General features: G+C 56.6%; 12 protein-coding genes and 1 pseudogene. 7 read left to right on the top strand and 6 right to left on the bottom strand.

The features are described from left to right. Positions 1 to 13 precede the first annotated feature (13 nt). Entirely contained in the window at positions 14 to 397 is a 384-nt protein-coding gene (locus tag AC6I8C_RS20320) for a response regulator transcription factor (RefSeq protein WP_033735675.1), read from the top strand. After that, entirely contained in the window at positions 397 to 5,937 is a 5,541-nt protein-coding gene (locus AC6I8C_RS20315; protein ID WP_497823606.1) for a trifunctional serine/threonine-protein kinase/ATP-binding protein/sensor histidine kinase, read from the top strand. Before AC6I8C_RS20320 ends, AC6I8C_RS20315 begins: the two co-directional genes overlap by 1 nt. Positions 5,938 to 5,965: 28 nt before the next feature. Here AC6I8C_RS20315 and AC6I8C_RS20310 read toward each other — a convergent pair whose 3' ends face one another. Further along, complete coding sequence (locus AC6I8C_RS20310) at positions 5,966 to 6,586, bottom strand: response regulator transcription factor (RefSeq protein ID WP_497823605.1); 621 nt, start codon at positions 6,584 to 6,586, stop codon at positions 5,966 to 5,968. Between the two features lie 808 nt (positions 6,587 to 7,394). Here AC6I8C_RS20310 and fdhF point away from each other — a divergent pair. Next, complete coding sequence (gene fdhF, locus AC6I8C_RS20305) at positions 7,395 to 10,367, top strand: formate dehydrogenase subunit alpha (protein ID WP_497823604.1); 2,973 nt, start codon at positions 7,395 to 7,397, stop codon at positions 10,365 to 10,367. Then, the gene (locus AC6I8C_RS20300; protein ID WP_497823603.1) at positions 10,367 to 10,852 is read left to right on the top strand and encodes a helical membrane plugin domain-containing protein; all 486 of its coding nucleotides are present in this window, start codon (positions 10,367 to 10,369) and stop codon (positions 10,850 to 10,852) included. Before fdhF ends, AC6I8C_RS20300 begins: the two co-directional genes overlap by 1 nt. A gap of 16 nt (positions 10,853 to 10,868) precedes the next feature. Here the strand turns inward: AC6I8C_RS20300 and AC6I8C_RS20295 are convergent, their stop codons facing one another. Then, entirely contained in the window at positions 10,869 to 11,279 is a 411-nt protein-coding gene (locus AC6I8C_RS20295; RefSeq protein WP_497823602.1) for a GFA family protein, read from the bottom strand. 204 nt (positions 11,280 to 11,483) lie between these two features. On the opposite strand from AC6I8C_RS20295, the pseudogene uilS reads away from it, so the two are divergent. Next, positions 11,484 to 12,343 (top strand): annotated as a pseudogene (gene uilS / locus AC6I8C_RS20290) (UilS family quorum-quenching N-acyl-homoserine lactonase). 108 nt (positions 12,344 to 12,451) lie between these two features. Here uilS and AC6I8C_RS20285 read toward each other — a convergent pair. After that, positions 12,452 to 13,222 carry a DeoR/GlpR family DNA-binding transcription regulator gene (locus AC6I8C_RS20285; protein WP_497823601.1) on the bottom strand — a complete coding sequence of 257 codons (771 nt, stop codon included), beginning with the start codon at positions 13,220 to 13,222 and terminating at the stop codon, positions 12,452 to 12,454. Positions 13,223 to 13,344: 122 nt separating this feature from the next. On the opposite strand from AC6I8C_RS20285, the gene AC6I8C_RS20280 reads away from it, so the two are divergent. Together AC6I8C_RS20280 and AC6I8C_RS20275 are read left to right on the top strand one after the other, a co-directional pair. Beyond that, a complete protein-coding gene (locus AC6I8C_RS20280) occupies positions 13,345 to 14,496 on the top strand; it encodes an MFS transporter (protein WP_497823600.1) in 1,152 nt (383 codons plus the stop codon). After that, positions 14,493 to 14,879 carry a VOC family protein gene (locus AC6I8C_RS20275; protein ID WP_497823599.1) on the top strand — a complete coding sequence of 129 codons (387 nt, stop codon included), beginning with the start codon at positions 14,493 to 14,495 and terminating at the stop codon, positions 14,877 to 14,879. The genes AC6I8C_RS20280 and AC6I8C_RS20275 overlap by 4 nt, the downstream gene beginning before the upstream one ends. 11 nt (positions 14,880 to 14,890) lie before the next feature. Here AC6I8C_RS20275 and AC6I8C_RS20270 read toward each other — a convergent pair whose 3' ends face one another. From AC6I8C_RS20270 to AC6I8C_RS20260, 3 genes are all read right to left on the bottom strand, one after another. Continuing rightward, positions 14,891 to 15,532: a DUF1109 domain-containing protein gene (locus AC6I8C_RS20270; RefSeq protein WP_497823598.1), complete on the bottom strand. Its 642-nt coding sequence runs from the start codon at positions 15,530 to 15,532 to the stop codon at positions 14,891 to 14,893. Continuing rightward, positions 15,519 to 16,073: a sigma-70 family RNA polymerase sigma factor gene (locus tag AC6I8C_RS20265; RefSeq protein WP_497823597.1), complete on the bottom strand. Its 555-nt coding sequence runs from the start codon at positions 16,071 to 16,073 to the stop codon at positions 15,519 to 15,521. Before AC6I8C_RS20265 ends, AC6I8C_RS20270 begins: the two co-directional genes overlap by 14 nt. Before the next feature lie 71 nt (positions 16,074 to 16,144). After that, positions 16,145 to 17,386 (bottom strand): protein-disulfide reductase DsbD family protein, encoded by a 1,242-nt coding sequence (locus tag AC6I8C_RS20260; protein ID WP_497823596.1) that lies wholly within the window; start codon positions 17,384 to 17,386, stop codon positions 16,145 to 16,147. Positions 17,387 to 17,396 lie beyond the last annotated feature (10 nt).

The raw sequence follows: 17,396 nt of genomic DNA, 5'->3' as shown, positions 1-17,396 counted from the left end.
GGAGAATAACGGCATGGCGCTGTCACAGCGTATTATCATTGTTGATGATGAACGCGCGGTCCGCAGTGGACTGAGCAATCTGTTGCACTCAGACGGCTACCCGACACGCTTATATGAGTCCGGTGAGGCGCTCCTGAGCGATGACGATGCCCTTTCAGAGGCGGGCATGCTGATTATTGATGTCGGACTCAAGGGCATGTCCGGCTTTGAGCTGTTTGTTCTGCTAAAACAGCAGACAGAACTGCCCCCGGTCATCTTTATTTCGGCAGACCTGGATGACACCACCCTGTGGTATGCCATCGCCCTGGGCGCGGTCACGTTTTTGCGAAAGCCCATTGATGTTGATACGCTGCTGACACTGATCCGTTGCGAGTTATCCAGGGGAGAAGCCCGCTGATGAGCATGCTTTCGGTTAATGTCCAGGAAAATGACGACGCAGGGATCGCGATTGACCATTTCGACACGCTGACGCCGCTGGCGCAGGATGGCTGTCTGCTCTGGATGCTGGCGCGCTGTCAGTCTGGTGAATCCATGATTATCGCCACCAGTCAAAGTGACGACGTCACCTTTCAGGCGACGCAGCGGCTCAAAAATGAGCGTGCGCTGGCAGGCTATCTTTCACCGCGCTGGGCAATCACCGCGACCAGCACCACCCGTTATCACAATCGTTATGCCCTGATTTATCCTTCGTTTCCGTTTCGTACTCTGGCTCACAATCTCGCCACGCCACCTGAACACATCGCCGACTTTCTGCAGGTTGCGTTGCAGCTTTGCTACACGCTCGGTCAGGCGCATCATCAGGGCATCGTGCATGGCGATATCAAGCCGGGCCACTTTTTTGTGACTGACGAGGGGCGCTTTCGCCTGGGCGGGTTTGGACTGGCCTCGCTGGCCGCGCAGTCGGCGGACAAAACCAGTCTGCGCGCTTCAGGCGGTACGCTGGCCTATATGTCTCCTGAGCATACCGGTCGCACGCCGCATCCGGTCAGCAGCCTCAGCGATCTCTATAGCCTGGGTGTCGTGCTGTATGAGTACCTGACCGGCAGACTGCCATTTGGCTCACCCGACGCGGGTGAAGCAGAGTGGATTCATCATCACATCGCTACCGCACCCCGGCCCGCCGATCAGGTCAGAGACGATGTGCCGACGATGCTCTCGGTGATTCTTTTGCGTCTGCTGGCAAAGTCGCCCGCAGAGGGATATCAGACCGTGCAGGGACTGATAGCCGATCTGCGCCGCTGTCAGGCGACCCTCACTGCCGAAAACACCATTGCACCGTTTACGCCCGGTCTGCAGGAGCGGTTCAGCAGCAGTTTCCGCCCCGAGACGCTGTTCACACACCACCCGCAGGCGCGCGCATTACTGACCACGCTGGAGGCGGTCAACCGCAGCGGCACGCAGAGTCTGGTGATGCTCAGCGGGGCGCCCGGTTCCGGGAAATCTGCCATCATCGCCTCTGCACTGAAAAACCTGCAGCTCCGACAGATTCTTCTGGCCGCCAGCAAGGCCGATCAGCATTCGCCTGCCGCCCCCTATGCCGCAATCGCCTCCGCGTTTCGTACGGTCACGCTCTATCTGCTGGGTTTGTCCGCTCCGGAAGTCAGCAAATGGCGGGGGCGACTGCTGCGGTTACTGGGCGGATATACCGATTTAGCCATTGAGTTGGTGCCTGAATTAAAACAGCTGCTGAATATCCGGACACTACCGCCCGTGGTGCGCCACGCCCCGGACGCCCGCGAGCAGTTTAACCAGATGGCGTGTGCGCTGATTGAGGCTTTTGCCACGCCGGGTCGCCCGCTGGTGATGCTGATTGATGATGTTCACTGGGCAGATAATGCCACGCTGCAACTGCTGGAAACGCTGATCACTCGTAGTGAACATCTGCCTTTTATGCTGGTGCTCGCTTTCCGGGAGGGCGAATCGATGCCCTGTCCGATGATTGCCGGTTTTCTGCTGCGGTTCAGAGAATCCGCGGCGCGGCTTGTGGCGCTGACGCCGCAGCCGCTCAGCGTGAAAAGCATTGGCCGCTGGCTGGCGGGGAGGCTGCATACCCGTCCCGGTGGCCATCGCGAACTGGCACAGATTATTTTCGACAAAACCGGCGGTAATCCGCTCTCTGTGCAGGAGTTCTTTCGTCAGGCGGTGGACGATGGGGACATTTACTTTCGTCAGAACCCGCTTAAATGGCATTACGACAGCCAGGCACTGATTGCCCGTCAGTACACCGACAACGTGGCGACGCTGGTGCTGAATCAGCTGGTACGGATGCCGGAGATAACGCGGCAGTTGCTGGGCGATCTGGCCTGCCTGGGCGCCAGCGGCGAACTGTCGATGATAAGTCATATCAGCGGAACGCCTGTTACACGGCTTCAGCAGCAGCTTGAACCGGCCGTCAGTGGCCGTTTTATCACCCTGACGGGCGGCAACTATGCCTTTACCCACGACCGTGTTCACAACGCGGCATTTTTACTGCCCGATCGCCGGCAGCAACAGCATCTTCACCAGCAGGCGGCGGCCTGGCTGTCAGCTGCGGTGGTGACGGCGGATAACAGTGAAACACTGTTCCGCGCGGTTTATCACATTGGCATGATTGCTGAACTGCCGCTGAGTGTCGCAGAGCGTGAGCGTTATTATCCGCTCTGTCTGCGCGCGGCACAGGGGGCTAAGCGTGCCGGGGACTACCTCTCGGCGCTGCGCTATCTGCGCACCGCCCAGCGGCTTAGCCAGCGAATGGTCACCGGTAATGACTTTATGCTGGGTCTTGATGAGGCAGAGTGCGAGTTTCTGCACGGTAATCTCAGCAACGCACAATCGCTCTGTACCCGACTGCTGCGTGAGCCTGGCACACTCAGTGAAAAATCCAGGGCTGCCTGTCTCTCTGCTGAAATTCATATGCGCCAGTCTGACAATCATCTGGCGCTGGAAACCGCACTCGCCTGGCTGGCGGTCTTTGGTGAGCATTTCAACCGCAATCCGGAAGACACGGACATCGACGCTGCCTGGCTGTCGCTCAGGAAGCGCATCGGCGACTCCCCGCAAGCAGCTTTTTCACGGCTGCCGCTGAACAACAATGCCGAAACGGAGTCGGTGCTGAACCTGATGGCCAGCACCATTTTTGTTTCCGCCTACGACTGCCCGCAACTGCATCTGATGCTGGTCTGCCGGATGCTGGAGATGACGCTGGACCAGGGCATGACAGGGGCTTCTGCGTTTGGTCTCGCCTGGTTCAGCGTACTGACTGGCGACCGCTATCAGGCCTGGCAGTTTAGCTATGCCTGTGGCCGTGTGGCGCGTGAGCTGGTGGAAGAGCATAACTTTATCCGCTACAAAGCACGCACGCTGCTGCCACTGGATCAGGTCGGGATCTGGACACAGCCGCTGGAGGTCGCCGTGGAGTGTGCCCGCGAAAGCTTTCGCGTGGCGGTGATGCATGGCGACCGCTCTTTTGCCTGCCTCTCGCTGCGTCATCAGATCATGAACACGCTGACACGCGGCGATCACCTTGAGTCGGTGCAGACCTCCATTGAGCGTGGACTCGCGTTTACCCGCAAATCCTATTATCCGGATGTCGAGAACGTGCTGGTGATGCAGAAGCAACTGGTGATGCAACTGCGTAACAGCAATGGATTCAGGGCAAAGGATCGCGTCGCCTCTTTGCCGCTGGTGGCGGGCAGTGAGCCGGGGCCGATATCCGGCCCTAAAGCGATGGTGCGGTTCTGGGCCGGACTTTATCGGGGAATGGCGCATTTTTTTGCGGCTGAATACCGGGAGGCGCTGCGCTGTTTTGAGGCGGTTCGTCCGCTGATTAGCGCAGTGCCCGCTTATATCTATCTGATGGATTTTCATTTCTACAGCGCATTGTCACTGAGTCACCAGCCTGAAGCGGCTGACAGCAATGCGCTGCACGGCCATCTCGATAAATTTGCTGACTGGACTGACCTCAACCCCGCTCTGTTTGCAGACAAATATGCTCTGCTCAGGGCCGAGTGTGCGCGTCTTGATGGCAACACGGGCGAAGCGCTGCAGCAGTATGAACGGGCCATTCGTCTCTCCAGACAGGCGGGCTATCTGCACATTCATGCGCTGGCGAATCAGCTGGCAGGCCGCTGTTATAAGGCTTTGCAGCTGGATACCGCAGCAGATGCGTACATTAAAGCTGCAACAGGAAGCTGGGAAAACTGGGGGGCGCAGGCGATGGTGCGCCAGCTGGAGCAGCGCTATCCGCATCTGTCTGCGCCGCTGCAAAACAGCGCGTTGGCGACGATTCCGTTTACCCAGGATGCCGCGTTCTATGACATGGAGAGCGTGCTGACCGCCGTGCGGGCCCTGACGGAGGAGATCAACCTTGATCGGTTGATACATACCCTGATGCGCATGCTGCTGGAACGGGCCGGTGCTCAGCGCTGTCGGCTCATACGGATTCTGGATGGCAATCTGCCGGAGATGCAGGCCTGGGCAGAGAGCATGGCGGAGGGGGTACGGGTGCAGATCGTCAAAGAGCGGCCTCTCGCGACCGACCTGCCTTTATCCGTGCTGTCAGCGGTGATCCGTACCGGTCAGGAGATACGCACCGGCAAGCCGGAGGCGTTCAGTCCGTTCAGCCAGGATCCCTATCTGGTGGCTTCGGGCGCAGCGGTGTTGTGTGTCCCGATGTTCAGGCAGGCCAACATGGTCGGGGTGCTCTATCTGGAGAATCGCCTGATGCCTGACGCGTTTACAGCTGAGCACTCCCACATCGTGAAAACCCTGAGTGCGCAGGCGGCCGTATCCCTGGAAAACGCACGGCTCTACGCGGAGCTGCTGGAGGAGAACACGCATCGGCGGCGGGTTGAGAGGCAGCTGCGAGCCAGCAAGACCTCGCTGATGCTCGGTGAGAAGATCAGCCATACCGGTACCTGGCGCTGGGAAGTGACAGAGGACATGATGATGGTCTCTGAAGAATATGGCCGTATTCTTGGCCTGCCAGCTGAACAAAAAGGGCTGTCGATGGCAGATTTTCTGACCCGCGTTCATCCCGATGATCATGCGTGCATCAGTGAACTGGTCACGCTTAGCGTCAGCCAGGGGCGCAGTATGCAGGCTGAGTTCCGTGTGCTCCGGCCGGATGGGGAATGCCGCTATATCAAGGGCATCGGCGAACCAGTGGACAATTTCCCCGAGGTGAAAGAGTATTTCGGCACCATTTCGGATATCACCTTACAGCGCCAGGCAGAAGATACCGCGCGTATGGCGCAGGCGGACCTGGCTCGGGTCACCCGTGCCACCACCGTCGGGCAGCTGACCGCTTCCATCGCCCATGAAATTAACCAGCCGCTGATGTCAATTGTGGCAAACGCCGGTGCCAGCCTGCGCTGGTTAAGGCGTGAGCCGTTGATGCTGGAGAATGCCAGCAGCAGTCTGAACGAGATTATTAAAGAGGGTAAACGTGCTGGAGAGATTATTCGTGGTCTGCAGGCGCTGACCCGCAATCATGAACCGAGCTTCGCGCCGGAAAACCTGCATCTGATCGCCCGTGATATTCTGGCGCTCTCCCGGATCGAGCTGGAACGGCGGGGCATTTCACTGGAACTGAAACTCAGGGCGGCCAGGGCAGATATTTTCTGCGACCGCGTTCAGATTCAGCAGGTGCTGCTCAATCTGGTCATCAACGCTATCGATGCCATGTCCGATGATTTACCGCGCGCGGCCCTGCTGCGCCTCACCTCCGAGAATCCTACGGCTGACACGCTGCGATTTGAGGTGCTGGATAGCGGTTGTGGATTGCCTGATGGCGTGCGTGAACGGATCTTTGAGTCGTTCTACACCACCAAGAAAAGCGGCATGGGTATGGGACTAACCATCTGTAAAGGGATCATCAAAAAGCATTGCGGAGAGTTAGGCGCAGATAACCGGCCGGAAGGCGGCAGCCGTTTCTGGTTTACGCTGCCACTGGAATAAGCGTGCGGGCCAGCTTTAGAAGCTGGCCTTAGCGACGGCGGGTATGATCAATATTGAGCCGCTCAGCCGCACGCACCAGATCGGTCAGCGAGCGCGCATTCATCTTCTCCATCACCCGCCGCTTGTGGACTTTAGCCGTAATTTCACTGACGCCCATTTCGGCGGCAATCTGCTTATTCAGCAGGCCACTAATCGCCAGCAGCATCACCTCGCTTTCACGCGGCGTCAGGGTCTGGTGTCGCTGGAATATTTCCCGCCGCTCCTCAGAGGAGGCCATATTCTCTTCAGCGATGCGCAACGCTTCCGCTACCGCCTGCAACATACGATCGGGATCTACCGGTTTAGTCAGAAACTCATAAGCGCCGGTTTTCATCGCCCGCACTGTGACCGGAATGGTCCCGAAGCCGGTTAAAAAGATGGTGGGGATCGTGTAACCGCGATCAAGCAACGCCTGTGCGACATCGAATCCATCTGCGCCGGGCAGATTAATATCGAGAATCAGGCAACAGGGAAGGGGAGGCATTGCATGAGTCAGAAAATCATCAGCCGATGAAAAAGAGATAACCGTGTAATCGTCGGCGCTGAGCAGATTACGCAATGCTGAAGTTACAGCAGCGTCGTCGTCAACAATATATACGATGGGATTCATAGGGACCTCAATCCAGCCAGGGATTTACTGATAATTTAATTAAACATGATGTGTAAAGAGGCCCTGAACAGTGAGCATCCGGCAGGGTCAACAGGATGTTACCATAACAGTTATCATTATCATCTTATAATTAACAGCATGTTAAAAATCAGATAAATTACTGATAGATATGATTAAATCGTGAGCGTTATTCTGTAGGCTGAGCGTCGTCATTCCGATCTGATGGGTATTGGTCTGTAATCTGAGCGCCATATTTCTGCAATCAACAGAGCGTTTCCTTGCGGCCAGCAGAATAGTGATCGCTATTCGCTGAAATAGTCCATAAAACTGCTCACTGGATTAAATATTCCACGCTTTTTTAATGCCGTAATAAGTTCGTGCCAGTGCTTAATTCATCTCTGGAATAAGCGGCACGGTAACGAGCAATCAGTGGTTAACGTACTCCAGAGTGAACAGTGCTGCGATGTACGCGTGATACCAAAAAAAGGGTTCCTGCCCACACGTAGTAGTTACAACATACATAAGTATTTTTATTAAACCCGACGTTTGGCAGCCGGTTGTTCATCGCTTAGCAGCATAAGACTTCTTTTTTGTCGTTCCCGCCAGGCAGTCGTAAAAACCCCCTGATTTCATCCGGTAAGAAGTCATTACATTTTAAAAAAGCCTTAACTGTCAGCGATTAACCTCAATAAGCGTAGCGGTATTCATGGCGCGGCTGATAATACTCACTACGCTTTGAAGACAACCCTTTAATTTCGGGGATATTTTTCCAGCCCAGTGCTATCCGCCCTGTCGTCATGAGGCTCATATGAGTGAAAATTACTGCACCATTGTTTTCAATGGTGAACGGTTAGAAGGGTTAGCTGATCAACCGCTTATCGATTTTCTGGATGCTCACGGGAAAAAACTGCCTCATGTCTGTTATCACCCGGCGTTAACGCCGCTACAAAGCTGTGATGTCTGTTGGGTCGATGCCAATGGCGAGCGGGTTCGCGGCTGCACGCTTCGTACCGAAGAGGGTCTGACGGTCCGGAGCGAGGGCAGTGCGCTGAAAGCCGCGCAGCAGGAGGGCATGGATCGGCTGCTTAATCGTCATGAGCTTTACTGCACCGTCTGCGAACACAATACCGGTGACTGTACGCTGCATAACGCAGTAGCCGATATGCACATTCCGATTCAGTACTATCCTCATCAGCCCAAGCCTTACGCGAAAGATCACTCCAATCCGTTTTACACCTACGACCCTGATCAGTGCATCTTATGCGGTCGCTGTGTCGAGGCATGCCAGAATGTCGAGGTCAACGAGACGCTCTCCATTGACTACACTCAGGCGCATCCACGCGTGTTGTGGGATGGCGGCACAGAAATTGCCGGTTCCAGCTGCGTCAGCTGTGGGCACTGTGTTACAGTCTGCCCGTGCAATGCACTGCTGGAAAAAACCATGCAGCCCGATGCGGGACCGTTTACCGCCATGGATGAAGGGCTGAAGCGTCCGCTTATCGACTTTGTGAAAACGCTGGAAAACAGTATCGGCATGGAGCCGATTACCGGCGTATCAAAAATTGACGTGGCGCTGCGTCAGTCTGAAATCAAACGCACCAAAACGGTCTGCACCTACTGTGGTGTGGGCTGCAGCTTTGAAATCTGGACCCGCGATCGTCATATCCTGAAAGTACAGCCGGTTGCCGAAGCGCCAGCCAATGGCATCTCCACCTGTGTTAAAGGCAAATTTGGCTGGGATTTCGTCAACAGTCCTGAACGCCTGACAACGCCGCTGATTCGCGAGAGTGGCCGCTTCCGGCCTGCCAGCTGGGATGAGGCATTACAGCGGGTTGCTGATGGATTACGTGGCGTTGCGCAGAACTATGGCGGTGACGCGATAGGCTTTATCGGCTCCAGCAAGGCGAGTAATGAAGAAGCCTATCTGACCCAGAAAATCGCCCGCTTAATCTTCGGCACAAACAATGTCGATAACTCTTCCCGCTATTGTCAGAACCCAGCCACAGAAGGGCTGTTCCGCACCGTAGGTTACGGCGGCGATGCCGGAACGATTGAGGATCTGCAGCAGACCGATTTGATTGTGCTGGTCGGCAGCAATCTCTCCGAGAACCATCCGGTTATTGCTTCGCACATCAAACAGAGCCATAAACATCAAGGTCAGAAACTGCTGGTTGTCGATCCGCGCCGTCACGAAATGGCGGAACGGGCTGACTGCTATCTGCGCATCCGGCCTGGCACTGATCTCGTCTGGGCCTCGGCGATGGCGAAATATATGTTCGATCACGGTTATGCCGATGACGCGTTTCTGGCACAGCGTGTTAATCAGGTTGAAGAGTACCGCGCCTCGCTCGATGCCTTTACGCTCCACTATGCCAGCGAAATCTGCGGCCTGAGCGAAGCCGAACTCACAGAGGCGGCGGAGATGATCGGCCAGGCGGGCAGCGCCTGTATCTTGTGGGCGATGGGGATTACCCAGCACAGCCACGGGGCTGACACCAGTACGGCGCTGTCGAACCTGCTGCTGGTCACCGGCAACTATGGACGGCCTGGCACCGGCGGCTACCCGATGCGTGGACATAATAACGTGCAGGGTGCCAGCGACTTCGGCTGCCTGAGCAACCTCTATCCCGGCTATGAAAAAGTCACTGACGATGCGGTGCGGGAAAAATGGGCGCGTGCATGGGGCGTCTCTTTTGATGCACTCTCTGACAAGCCCGGCGCGGATAACTTCAAAATGGTGCAGGAGGCGGGTGAAGGCAAAATTCGCGCAATGTACATCACCGGCGAAGAGACCGCGTTTGCCGATGCAGATTCAGATAACGTGCATGCCGCCTTCAGCAGGCTGGAGTTTATGGTGGTTCAGGACATTTTCATGTCACGTACGGCTGAATTTGCCGATGTGGTATTGCCCGGCGCGCCAAGCGTGGAGAAAGAGGGCACCTTTGTAAACACCGAGCGGCGCATTCAGCACTTCTCGCCTGCCATGAAACCGCTGGGCGACTGTCGTCCAGACTGGCAAATCTTCACCGATCTCGCCGCGCGCCTCGGTCACCCGTGGCATTACCCGAATCCGGGCGCGATCATGGCGGAAGCGGCGAACATTGCAGATATTTTCGCTGGCGTCAGCTATGAGCAACTGGTCGGCTGGCAGTCGCAGCTCTGGCCGGTCAATGCTGCAGGTGAAAGCACGCCACGTCTCTACACGGAACGGTTCAATTTTCCGGATGGCAAAGCCCGGCTTTATCCGCTGAGCTGGCAGCCACCTGCTGAGCAGGAGGACGCAGAGTACAATCTGCTGCTGAATAACGGCAGGATGCTGGAGCATTTCCAGTCGATGAACCAGACCGGGCAGGGTGGCCGCATGATGTCGCTGTCGCCTAATGCCTTTGTTGAGATCTCACCGGAACTGGCTGCCTCGCGCGCGCTGACCGAAGGAGAATGGGTGCGCATTACCTCAAGGCGCGGCTCGATGGATGTCCCGGTTGTTATCACCGGGCGCGTAGCGGGTAACGTGCTGTTTATGCCGATTCATCATGGTAAGGATGGCGTCAACGCACTCACTGGCGAACATCACGATCCCGACGTCAGCACACCGGCTTATAAAGAGCTTGCCGTGAACATGAAGCGAATCGAACGGCGGACGCAGCGCAATCCGTTGCCGCTACATAACTTCCGTTACGGCAGTCGTACCCCGCTGGACCATCTGCCGATTGAACAAAAATGGCAGCAGGCAGGCTACCGTGAACCGCCTGAACACGTAGACAAACCGGAGAAATTTTAATGGCAGAACGGATGAAATATCAGGTCACGCCGACACGCACCGAGCCGACCGCCCGCGAGGAGATGGATGATCTGCTTGAAAATCTCCACCAGCATGGCTTTCTGCGGCTGGCGAACGATCTGGTTAAGTCAAACAGTGAGGTGGGGAAAATTCTGGTCTCAGGTCTTAATCAGCCCGGTACCCAGAACGCGCTTCAGAATCTTTCGCTGCTGATGATGACGCTGGGCAGCGTGCCACCAGAGCGATTTAATCATCTGCTGCTGGCGGTTCGTGATGCCGCGATGGCAGTCAAACCGGCGCGCGATGAAGCGCGTCAGGACAAAGCCGCGCCGGGCATCCGCGGCATTATCCGGTTACTTAATGACGAGGATCTCTGGCGCGGGCTGCGGCCGATCTTCGCCGCGCTGGAGGCCTTCTCACAGCAGATTGACCGTGAAGAGCAGAAGCCAATTACCCGCTTCAGTGGCAAGCCCACCCGCGAGTAATTTAGCCTGCGATCGTTCAGGATTGTGTGGGGGTGTAGATCAGATGACCGGCTACACCGCCTGCGCCACCATCTTTAGGGTGGTTGATGCCATCGGAAACCGGCACGTCGGTAAAATCGAAGGGTGAAATTCCCTCAAGACAGGCAACGTTAACCCCAAACTGATCGGGCTGCGAGCGGCTCTGGTGAAAGGTATAAATGCCGCAGACGGAGCAGAAGTAGTGGCCCACCTCTTTGCTGTTGAAGCGATACTGTGTGAGCTGTGCTTCACCCTGCGTCAGCTCGACCTTTGTCGCAAATACCACCACCGCGCCGCGCATCCGACAAAACGAGCAGTTGCAGCGGCGCACGGTGTTGAATCCATCCTTCAGCGTTACCCGGTATGCCACTGCGCCGCAGTGGCATTGCGCTGTCATTTCAGTTTGCATCGCGATCTCCTTTGTCATTTAACCCGCCAGCTTTCAGCCTACGCCAAAGCCGGAGGTTTGGCAGCAACGGGTACGGCGTTGTCGATAATTCAGACAGAAAGTGTCCTCCTTCTGATCTGGATCGAAGTAAAAAGGGTTCGATTGTGAAAGGGTGCGGGCTGACTATTCATACCTCTAACCGTTTAACAAGGAGCATTAACAATGATGGAGTCATCAACCCACCAGCTGCGCGAAGGCATCGTGCTGACGCTGCGTCAGCCTGAAAAAGCCACTCAATCTCCGGTGATTATTCTTTGTCACGGCTTTTGCGGAATCCGGGAGATTTTACTGCCTGCGTTCGCTGAGGCATTCACCCAGGCGGGTTACGCCACCGTGACTTTCGATTATCGTGGTTTCGGTGACAGTGAAGGCGAGCGGGGCCGTCTGGTGCCGACAATGCAGATTGATGACATTCTTACGGTCATCGCGTGGGTCAAACAGCAACCGGCGCTGGATCCTGACAGGATCGGCTTATGGGGGACTTCCTTTGGTGGTTGTCACGTCTTTGGTGCAGCAGCCAACAACCCGGATGTGAAATGTGTTGTCAGTCAGCTGGCTTTTGCGGATGGCGAAGCGATCGTAACCGGGCAAATGGACGCGACAGAAAAGGCGGGCTTTATGGCTACGCTGGAGAAAATGGATCAAAAGCGCCAGAGCAGCGGCAAGGAGATGTTTGTTGCTATCACGCGCGTGCTGAATGATGACGAATCAAAAGCGTTCTTTAAGGAGAACCGGCATCAGCACCCGAAAATGGACATCAAAATTCCGTTTTTAACTTCAGAGAAACCTTGCTTTACAAGCCAGCCGTGAATGCTGCAAAGGTCACCTGTCCGACGCTGATCGTGGTCGCCGGTCAGGATAGCGTGAACCCGCCGGAGCAGGGGTGCGCACTGTTTGAGGCTGTCGCTGCGAAGGACAAACAGCTCTTTATGGCCGAAGAGGCCCGTCATTACGATATTTACAGCGGTCAGCACTTCGCGTCAGTCATTAAGGTGCAGACGGCGTGGTTTGCGGCGCATGTGTGACCCACTTTTCACAAAATAACAGGCTCGCTCTTATGTGGTTTTCGCTGATCTGTTTCGCGAGCCGGGTAAGAGCGAGCTAATTTATTTCGTGCTGAGCATTGCGCAGGTTCAGACCGTGATAAGCGTGATCTCTTCAGCCGCAAAGGCTTCAAGCAGGGTTTTATCGAGTTTCTCTTCCACCACCAGCGTTGAAATGTCACGGCATTTCGCCACGCTGAACCGCGCCACAGCGGGGATTTTATCCGCGGTCAGCCCGACAATAATCTGATTGCTCTGGGCCATGGCGACTTTCTTGAATTCACAATCCGCATAGTTAAAACCGGTCAGCCCGGCTTCAGGGCTCATGGCGCAGCCGCCAATAAACGCCTGATCGAAAAGTATCCCCTGAATCTGGTTAATCGCGGTTTGCCCGACTGCGCCGCCGGTGCTCTTTTGTATCTGCCCGCCCAGCAGGATCACCTCTGCGACAGGATGATTGATCAACAGCGCGGCGATATCGGGCGCATTGGTGACAACGGTCAGACTCAGCTCAGGCGGAAGCGCCTTTGCCAGCGCCAGATTGGTGGTGCCGGTATCAATAAAAATACAGCTGCTGGCTTTCACCAGACTGGCACAGCGCTGCGCGATCAGGGCTTTTGCTGCGTGATCGTGCTCTTTTCGGCTGATAAACGTGCCTGCGTCCTGCAACTGCAAAACTGCGCCGCCATACACTTTTTTGCATAAGCCCTCTTTACTGAGTTCATGCAGATCGCGGCGGATCGTGTGCTCAGACACTGCCATCTGCCGGGCCAGATCCACGCAGACCACGCGACCATTCTGCTGCAGGATCTCACGAATCAGGGCTTGCCGCTGCTGCGGGAAAGCTGCATAATCGAGCATGTAAACTCCAGAGTGTTCATGAACGCGCTATAGTGAGCATGATCGTTCACGGACAGGCTGGGTGTCAATAGCGGCTAATCGATACGCTTACTTGTCTCTCCAGCATTTACTTAAGGATCGCAATGGCTAATAACGTCTCATCCGCTCAGGCAACACGCATCATCTTTTTTCTGGCTGGATTTATTACTGCGACCTGGGCCGTGATTGTGCCTTTCGCGCGTGCTAATACCGGCGTTAATGAAGCACAGCTGGGCACGTTACTGCTCTGTCTGGGCGTCGGTGCATTAATTGCAATGCCAGTGACGGGCTGGCTCACCAGCCGCTTTGGCTGTCGCCGGGTGATCCTGGTTGCCATTGCGCTGATCGTTATCAGTACACCCTGGCTGGCAGTACTCAGCAATCCGCTGCTGCTGGCTCTGGCATTGCTGGTTTTTGGCATCGGCATCGGGGTCACCGACTGTGCCATGAACATTCAGGCGATCCTGGTGGAAAAGCAGACTGCAAAACCGGTGATGTCCGGCTTTCACGGCATGTACAGCGTGGGCGGCATTGCGGGTGCTGGCTTTATGACGTTGCTGCTGGCGATGGGTTTTAGCGTGCTGACCGGCTGCTTACTCGCGGTAGCGGCGGTGATTATCATGGCGCTGGTCAGCGTATCGGGTTTACTGACTTACGCTAATCCCGCTGAAGGCCCGGTGTTTGCGGTTCCGCGTGGCAGCGTACTGATTATCGGCATCATCTGCTTTGCAGTCTTCCTGACCGAAGGCACCGTGCTGGACTGGAGTGCGGTCTATCTGACTGATGTCCGGGCCATTCCGGTCTCACTGGGTGGGCTGGGGTATACCTGCTTTGCCATTGCGATGACGGTGGCGCGCCTGACCGGCGATCGCATCATCTCGTCGCTGGGTCGTCTGCCTGTGGTGCTGGGTGGTGCACTGGTTGCCGCAGCAGGCATGGCGATGGTGACCTTTATCGCCTCCTGGCCGCTGTCACTATTGGGTTACACCCTGGTCGGTGCAGGCTGCGCCAATATCGTGCCGGTGATGTTCTCCGCTGCCGGACGTCAGACGGTGATGCCGCAGGCGGTCGCCATACCGGCTATTACCACGCTCGGCTATCTGGGCGTGCTGAGCGGGCCCGCCGTCATTGGCTACGTGGCGCATTACACCCATCTGGGTTTCTCATTTTCACTGATCATGGCGCTGATGCTGGTCGTCGGCGCGGTTTCTCTTACCCTTAATCTGGGCCACATTACTGCAAATGAAAACAGATGAAAATTGCCCACGTTGCACTCTGGACACGTCACCTTGAGGCGCAGCAGCAATTCTGGCGCGAGTGGTTTAACGCGGAGAGCAATGCGCGCTATCAAAGCCGGAACCGTCCTGGCTTCGCCTCCTTCTTTATGCAACTGGAGCAGGGCGCAACCATTGAGCTGATGACCCTGCCCGATTTGGCAGAGGGGCAGCCGGGCAGGGAAGTCACTGGCTGGGCACACATAGCAATAAGCGTCGGTGATGAGCTGCAGGTCGATGAGATGGCCGCCAGAGCGGCAGAAAAGGGGATTCTGGTCGCGGCACCGCGCCGCACGGGCGACGGCTATTATGAAGCGATTATTCGCGATCCGGATGGAAACCTGATTGAGCTGATCGCAGAGTAATTAAAAAGCCATTATGCGCCCAGTCGGACCCAGCGGCGTCCTGCCAGCACCGTCAGCACCACAATGGTGATGCCTGCCGCAAGATGCATGGAAAAATCGAGCATATGCAGATGGGTGTCATGGCACAGCGACAGCAACATCGATGAGGTAAACGCACTGCCACAGCCGCTCAGCGCCAGGCTGCGCGCGGGATAGAGCGAACGGGTGCGTTTCAGGGCGATCACGGACATCAGCATCATCGGCGCGCTGGCCGACAGCATAAACAGATAGCAATGTATCCCTTCACCAAAGCGGCTCGCGCCCGCATGTGGGGTCTCAGATGACATGTTGATCAGATTCAGTGCCAGCCACATCAACGCCAGCAGCAGCGGCCAGCGCAGGCTGACGGGTTTACGTCCTGCGATACTCAGCGTAAAGGCTGCCGCCAGCGTGCTGCCCGCGATGATAAGAGAGAGCAGTACGGCGACAAATGCCAGCCATGCGCCAGGCTGACTCCAGTCAGTAAACCTGCTGTGAAACGCCCAACTGGTCAGTGCGCCACAAGGCAGGGCGAGCGCGATCCAGCCCGCAACGCGCCAGGCGGTGGGCCAGACACGCTGCACCGGCTGGGCAGACTGGCTGAGCTGATCGATTAACTGGTCATGATTTCTCATGATGACCCCGTCCATATTTTCGAAGATTGACCATTGCGCGATGCAACAGGGATTTAACGGCAGAGAGAGACTGATGGGTTTCAGCGGCTGCCTGCGCCAGGCTCTGCTCGCGCAGATGCACGGATTCGACGATCTCCCGCTGACGTAGCGGGAGGGTATCCAGATAGCCTGAGAGGATATCGGGATCGGCTGAGGCTTCTGCACTTTCAGCGGGCCGCTGCTGCAGGGCCTCATCATCCTGAACCTCCTGACGACGTCCATGCTGGCGCAGCGCGTCAATCGTTCGGGCAGAAGCAATAGCGGCCACCCACGGCAGAATCGGGCGCTGCGGATCGTAGGTATGCCGCACCCGATGGATTGCCAGCAGCGTATCCTGAATCACATCCTCAACCAGCATCTCATCACCGATTTTTCTGCACACCAGTGCCCGGATGGCCGGAACCATCGCTTTAAGTAACTGGTTATAGGCTGCTCTGTCGCCCGCCTGCGCCCGGGCCATTAAGGCTGGCCAGTGCTGTGCGCGTTGGTCAGTGTCTGACATCAGTCATTAGCAGATCAGCACACTGTCGTCGTGTACTGATACCGGAGCAGAAAATCGTTTCATCAATCGTCTCAGGTTTTCTTTCCTTTTTCCGTTGCCTGATCCAGCGCTGAAATCACGATGCCCGGCGTCAGCACCTGCGGGAGTACCACCGGTTTGCCGCCATCAGCCGGGTAGACCACGTAGAGAGGTAATCCACCGCGTCCGAAATCACTCAGCGCCTGTTCAACATCGGGATTGTATTTAGTTGAGTCCGCGACCATGTAAATGGTGCTGGTACGTGCCATCGCCGCTTTTACCGCCTGCGTCGACAGCGACGTGCGATCGTTAACCTGGCAGGTAATACACCAGGAGGCGGTAAAGTTCACCAGTATCGGTTTGCCCTGGCCTTTGATTGCGTCGACATTCTGGGGCGACCAGTCCACCGCAGCAGCGGCCGGTGAGGCGGCTTCGGTCTCAGCCGGTGCCGTGGCAAAACTGTTCAGATTCAGTAACGGCACCACGACCAGCGCCAGAAAGAACGCGGTGGCAACATGCAGTACCACATGACGCTGTCCCATCATACGGCGTTTCTGCGCCATGCCATACAGCCAGGCAGCAAAACTAAACAGTAAACAACAGGCCAGAATCGCGGCCAGCGCCGCCGATCCTGCCTGACGTTCCAGTACCCAGATCAGCCAGCCCACCGCTCCCAGCATCGGAAACGCCAGACCCTGTTTTAAAGTGATCATCCAGGCACCGGGCTTTGGCAATATTCTCGCCAGCACCGGGAAGAATGAGATCAGGGTAAAGGGCGCAGCAAAGCCCAGCGCCAGCGCTATAAAGATCACCACACTGACCAGCGGAGGCTGGGTCAGCGCATAGCCTACCGCGCTGGCCATAAAGGGCGCGCTGCAGGGGGTGGCGACGATGATGGCCAGTGCCCCGGTCAGGGCTGAACCCACCAGCCCACCGCGATCGCCGCCCACTTCGCCGACCCGCTGGATCGACAGTCCGACTTCAAACAGACCGAGCAGGTTCAGTGCTGAGCCGAGCATCACCAGAATCAGTGCGGCGATAACCAGCGGCGATTGTAGCTGAAATCCCCAGCCCACTGACGCACCGCCCGCCCTGGCCAGCAGCAATACGGCGGTCAAGGCAACCATCGTCACCACGACGCCGAGCAAAAAAGCCAGGCCTTCAGCACGGGCGTGGGAGGGGGATTCGTGGTGGCGGATCAGGCTCAGTGCTTTCAGTGAGATCACCGGAAACACGCAGGGCATGAGGTTCAGAATAATGCCGCCCAGGAAGGCGGCTGCAATCGCAGTCAGCATGGTGTACCTG

The organism is Pantoea sp. X-Soil-YNGN-844 (genome assembly GCF_059730595.1).
Note: the sequence above shows the minus strand (reverse complement) of the source record. Positions and strands in the feature narration are given on the sequence as shown.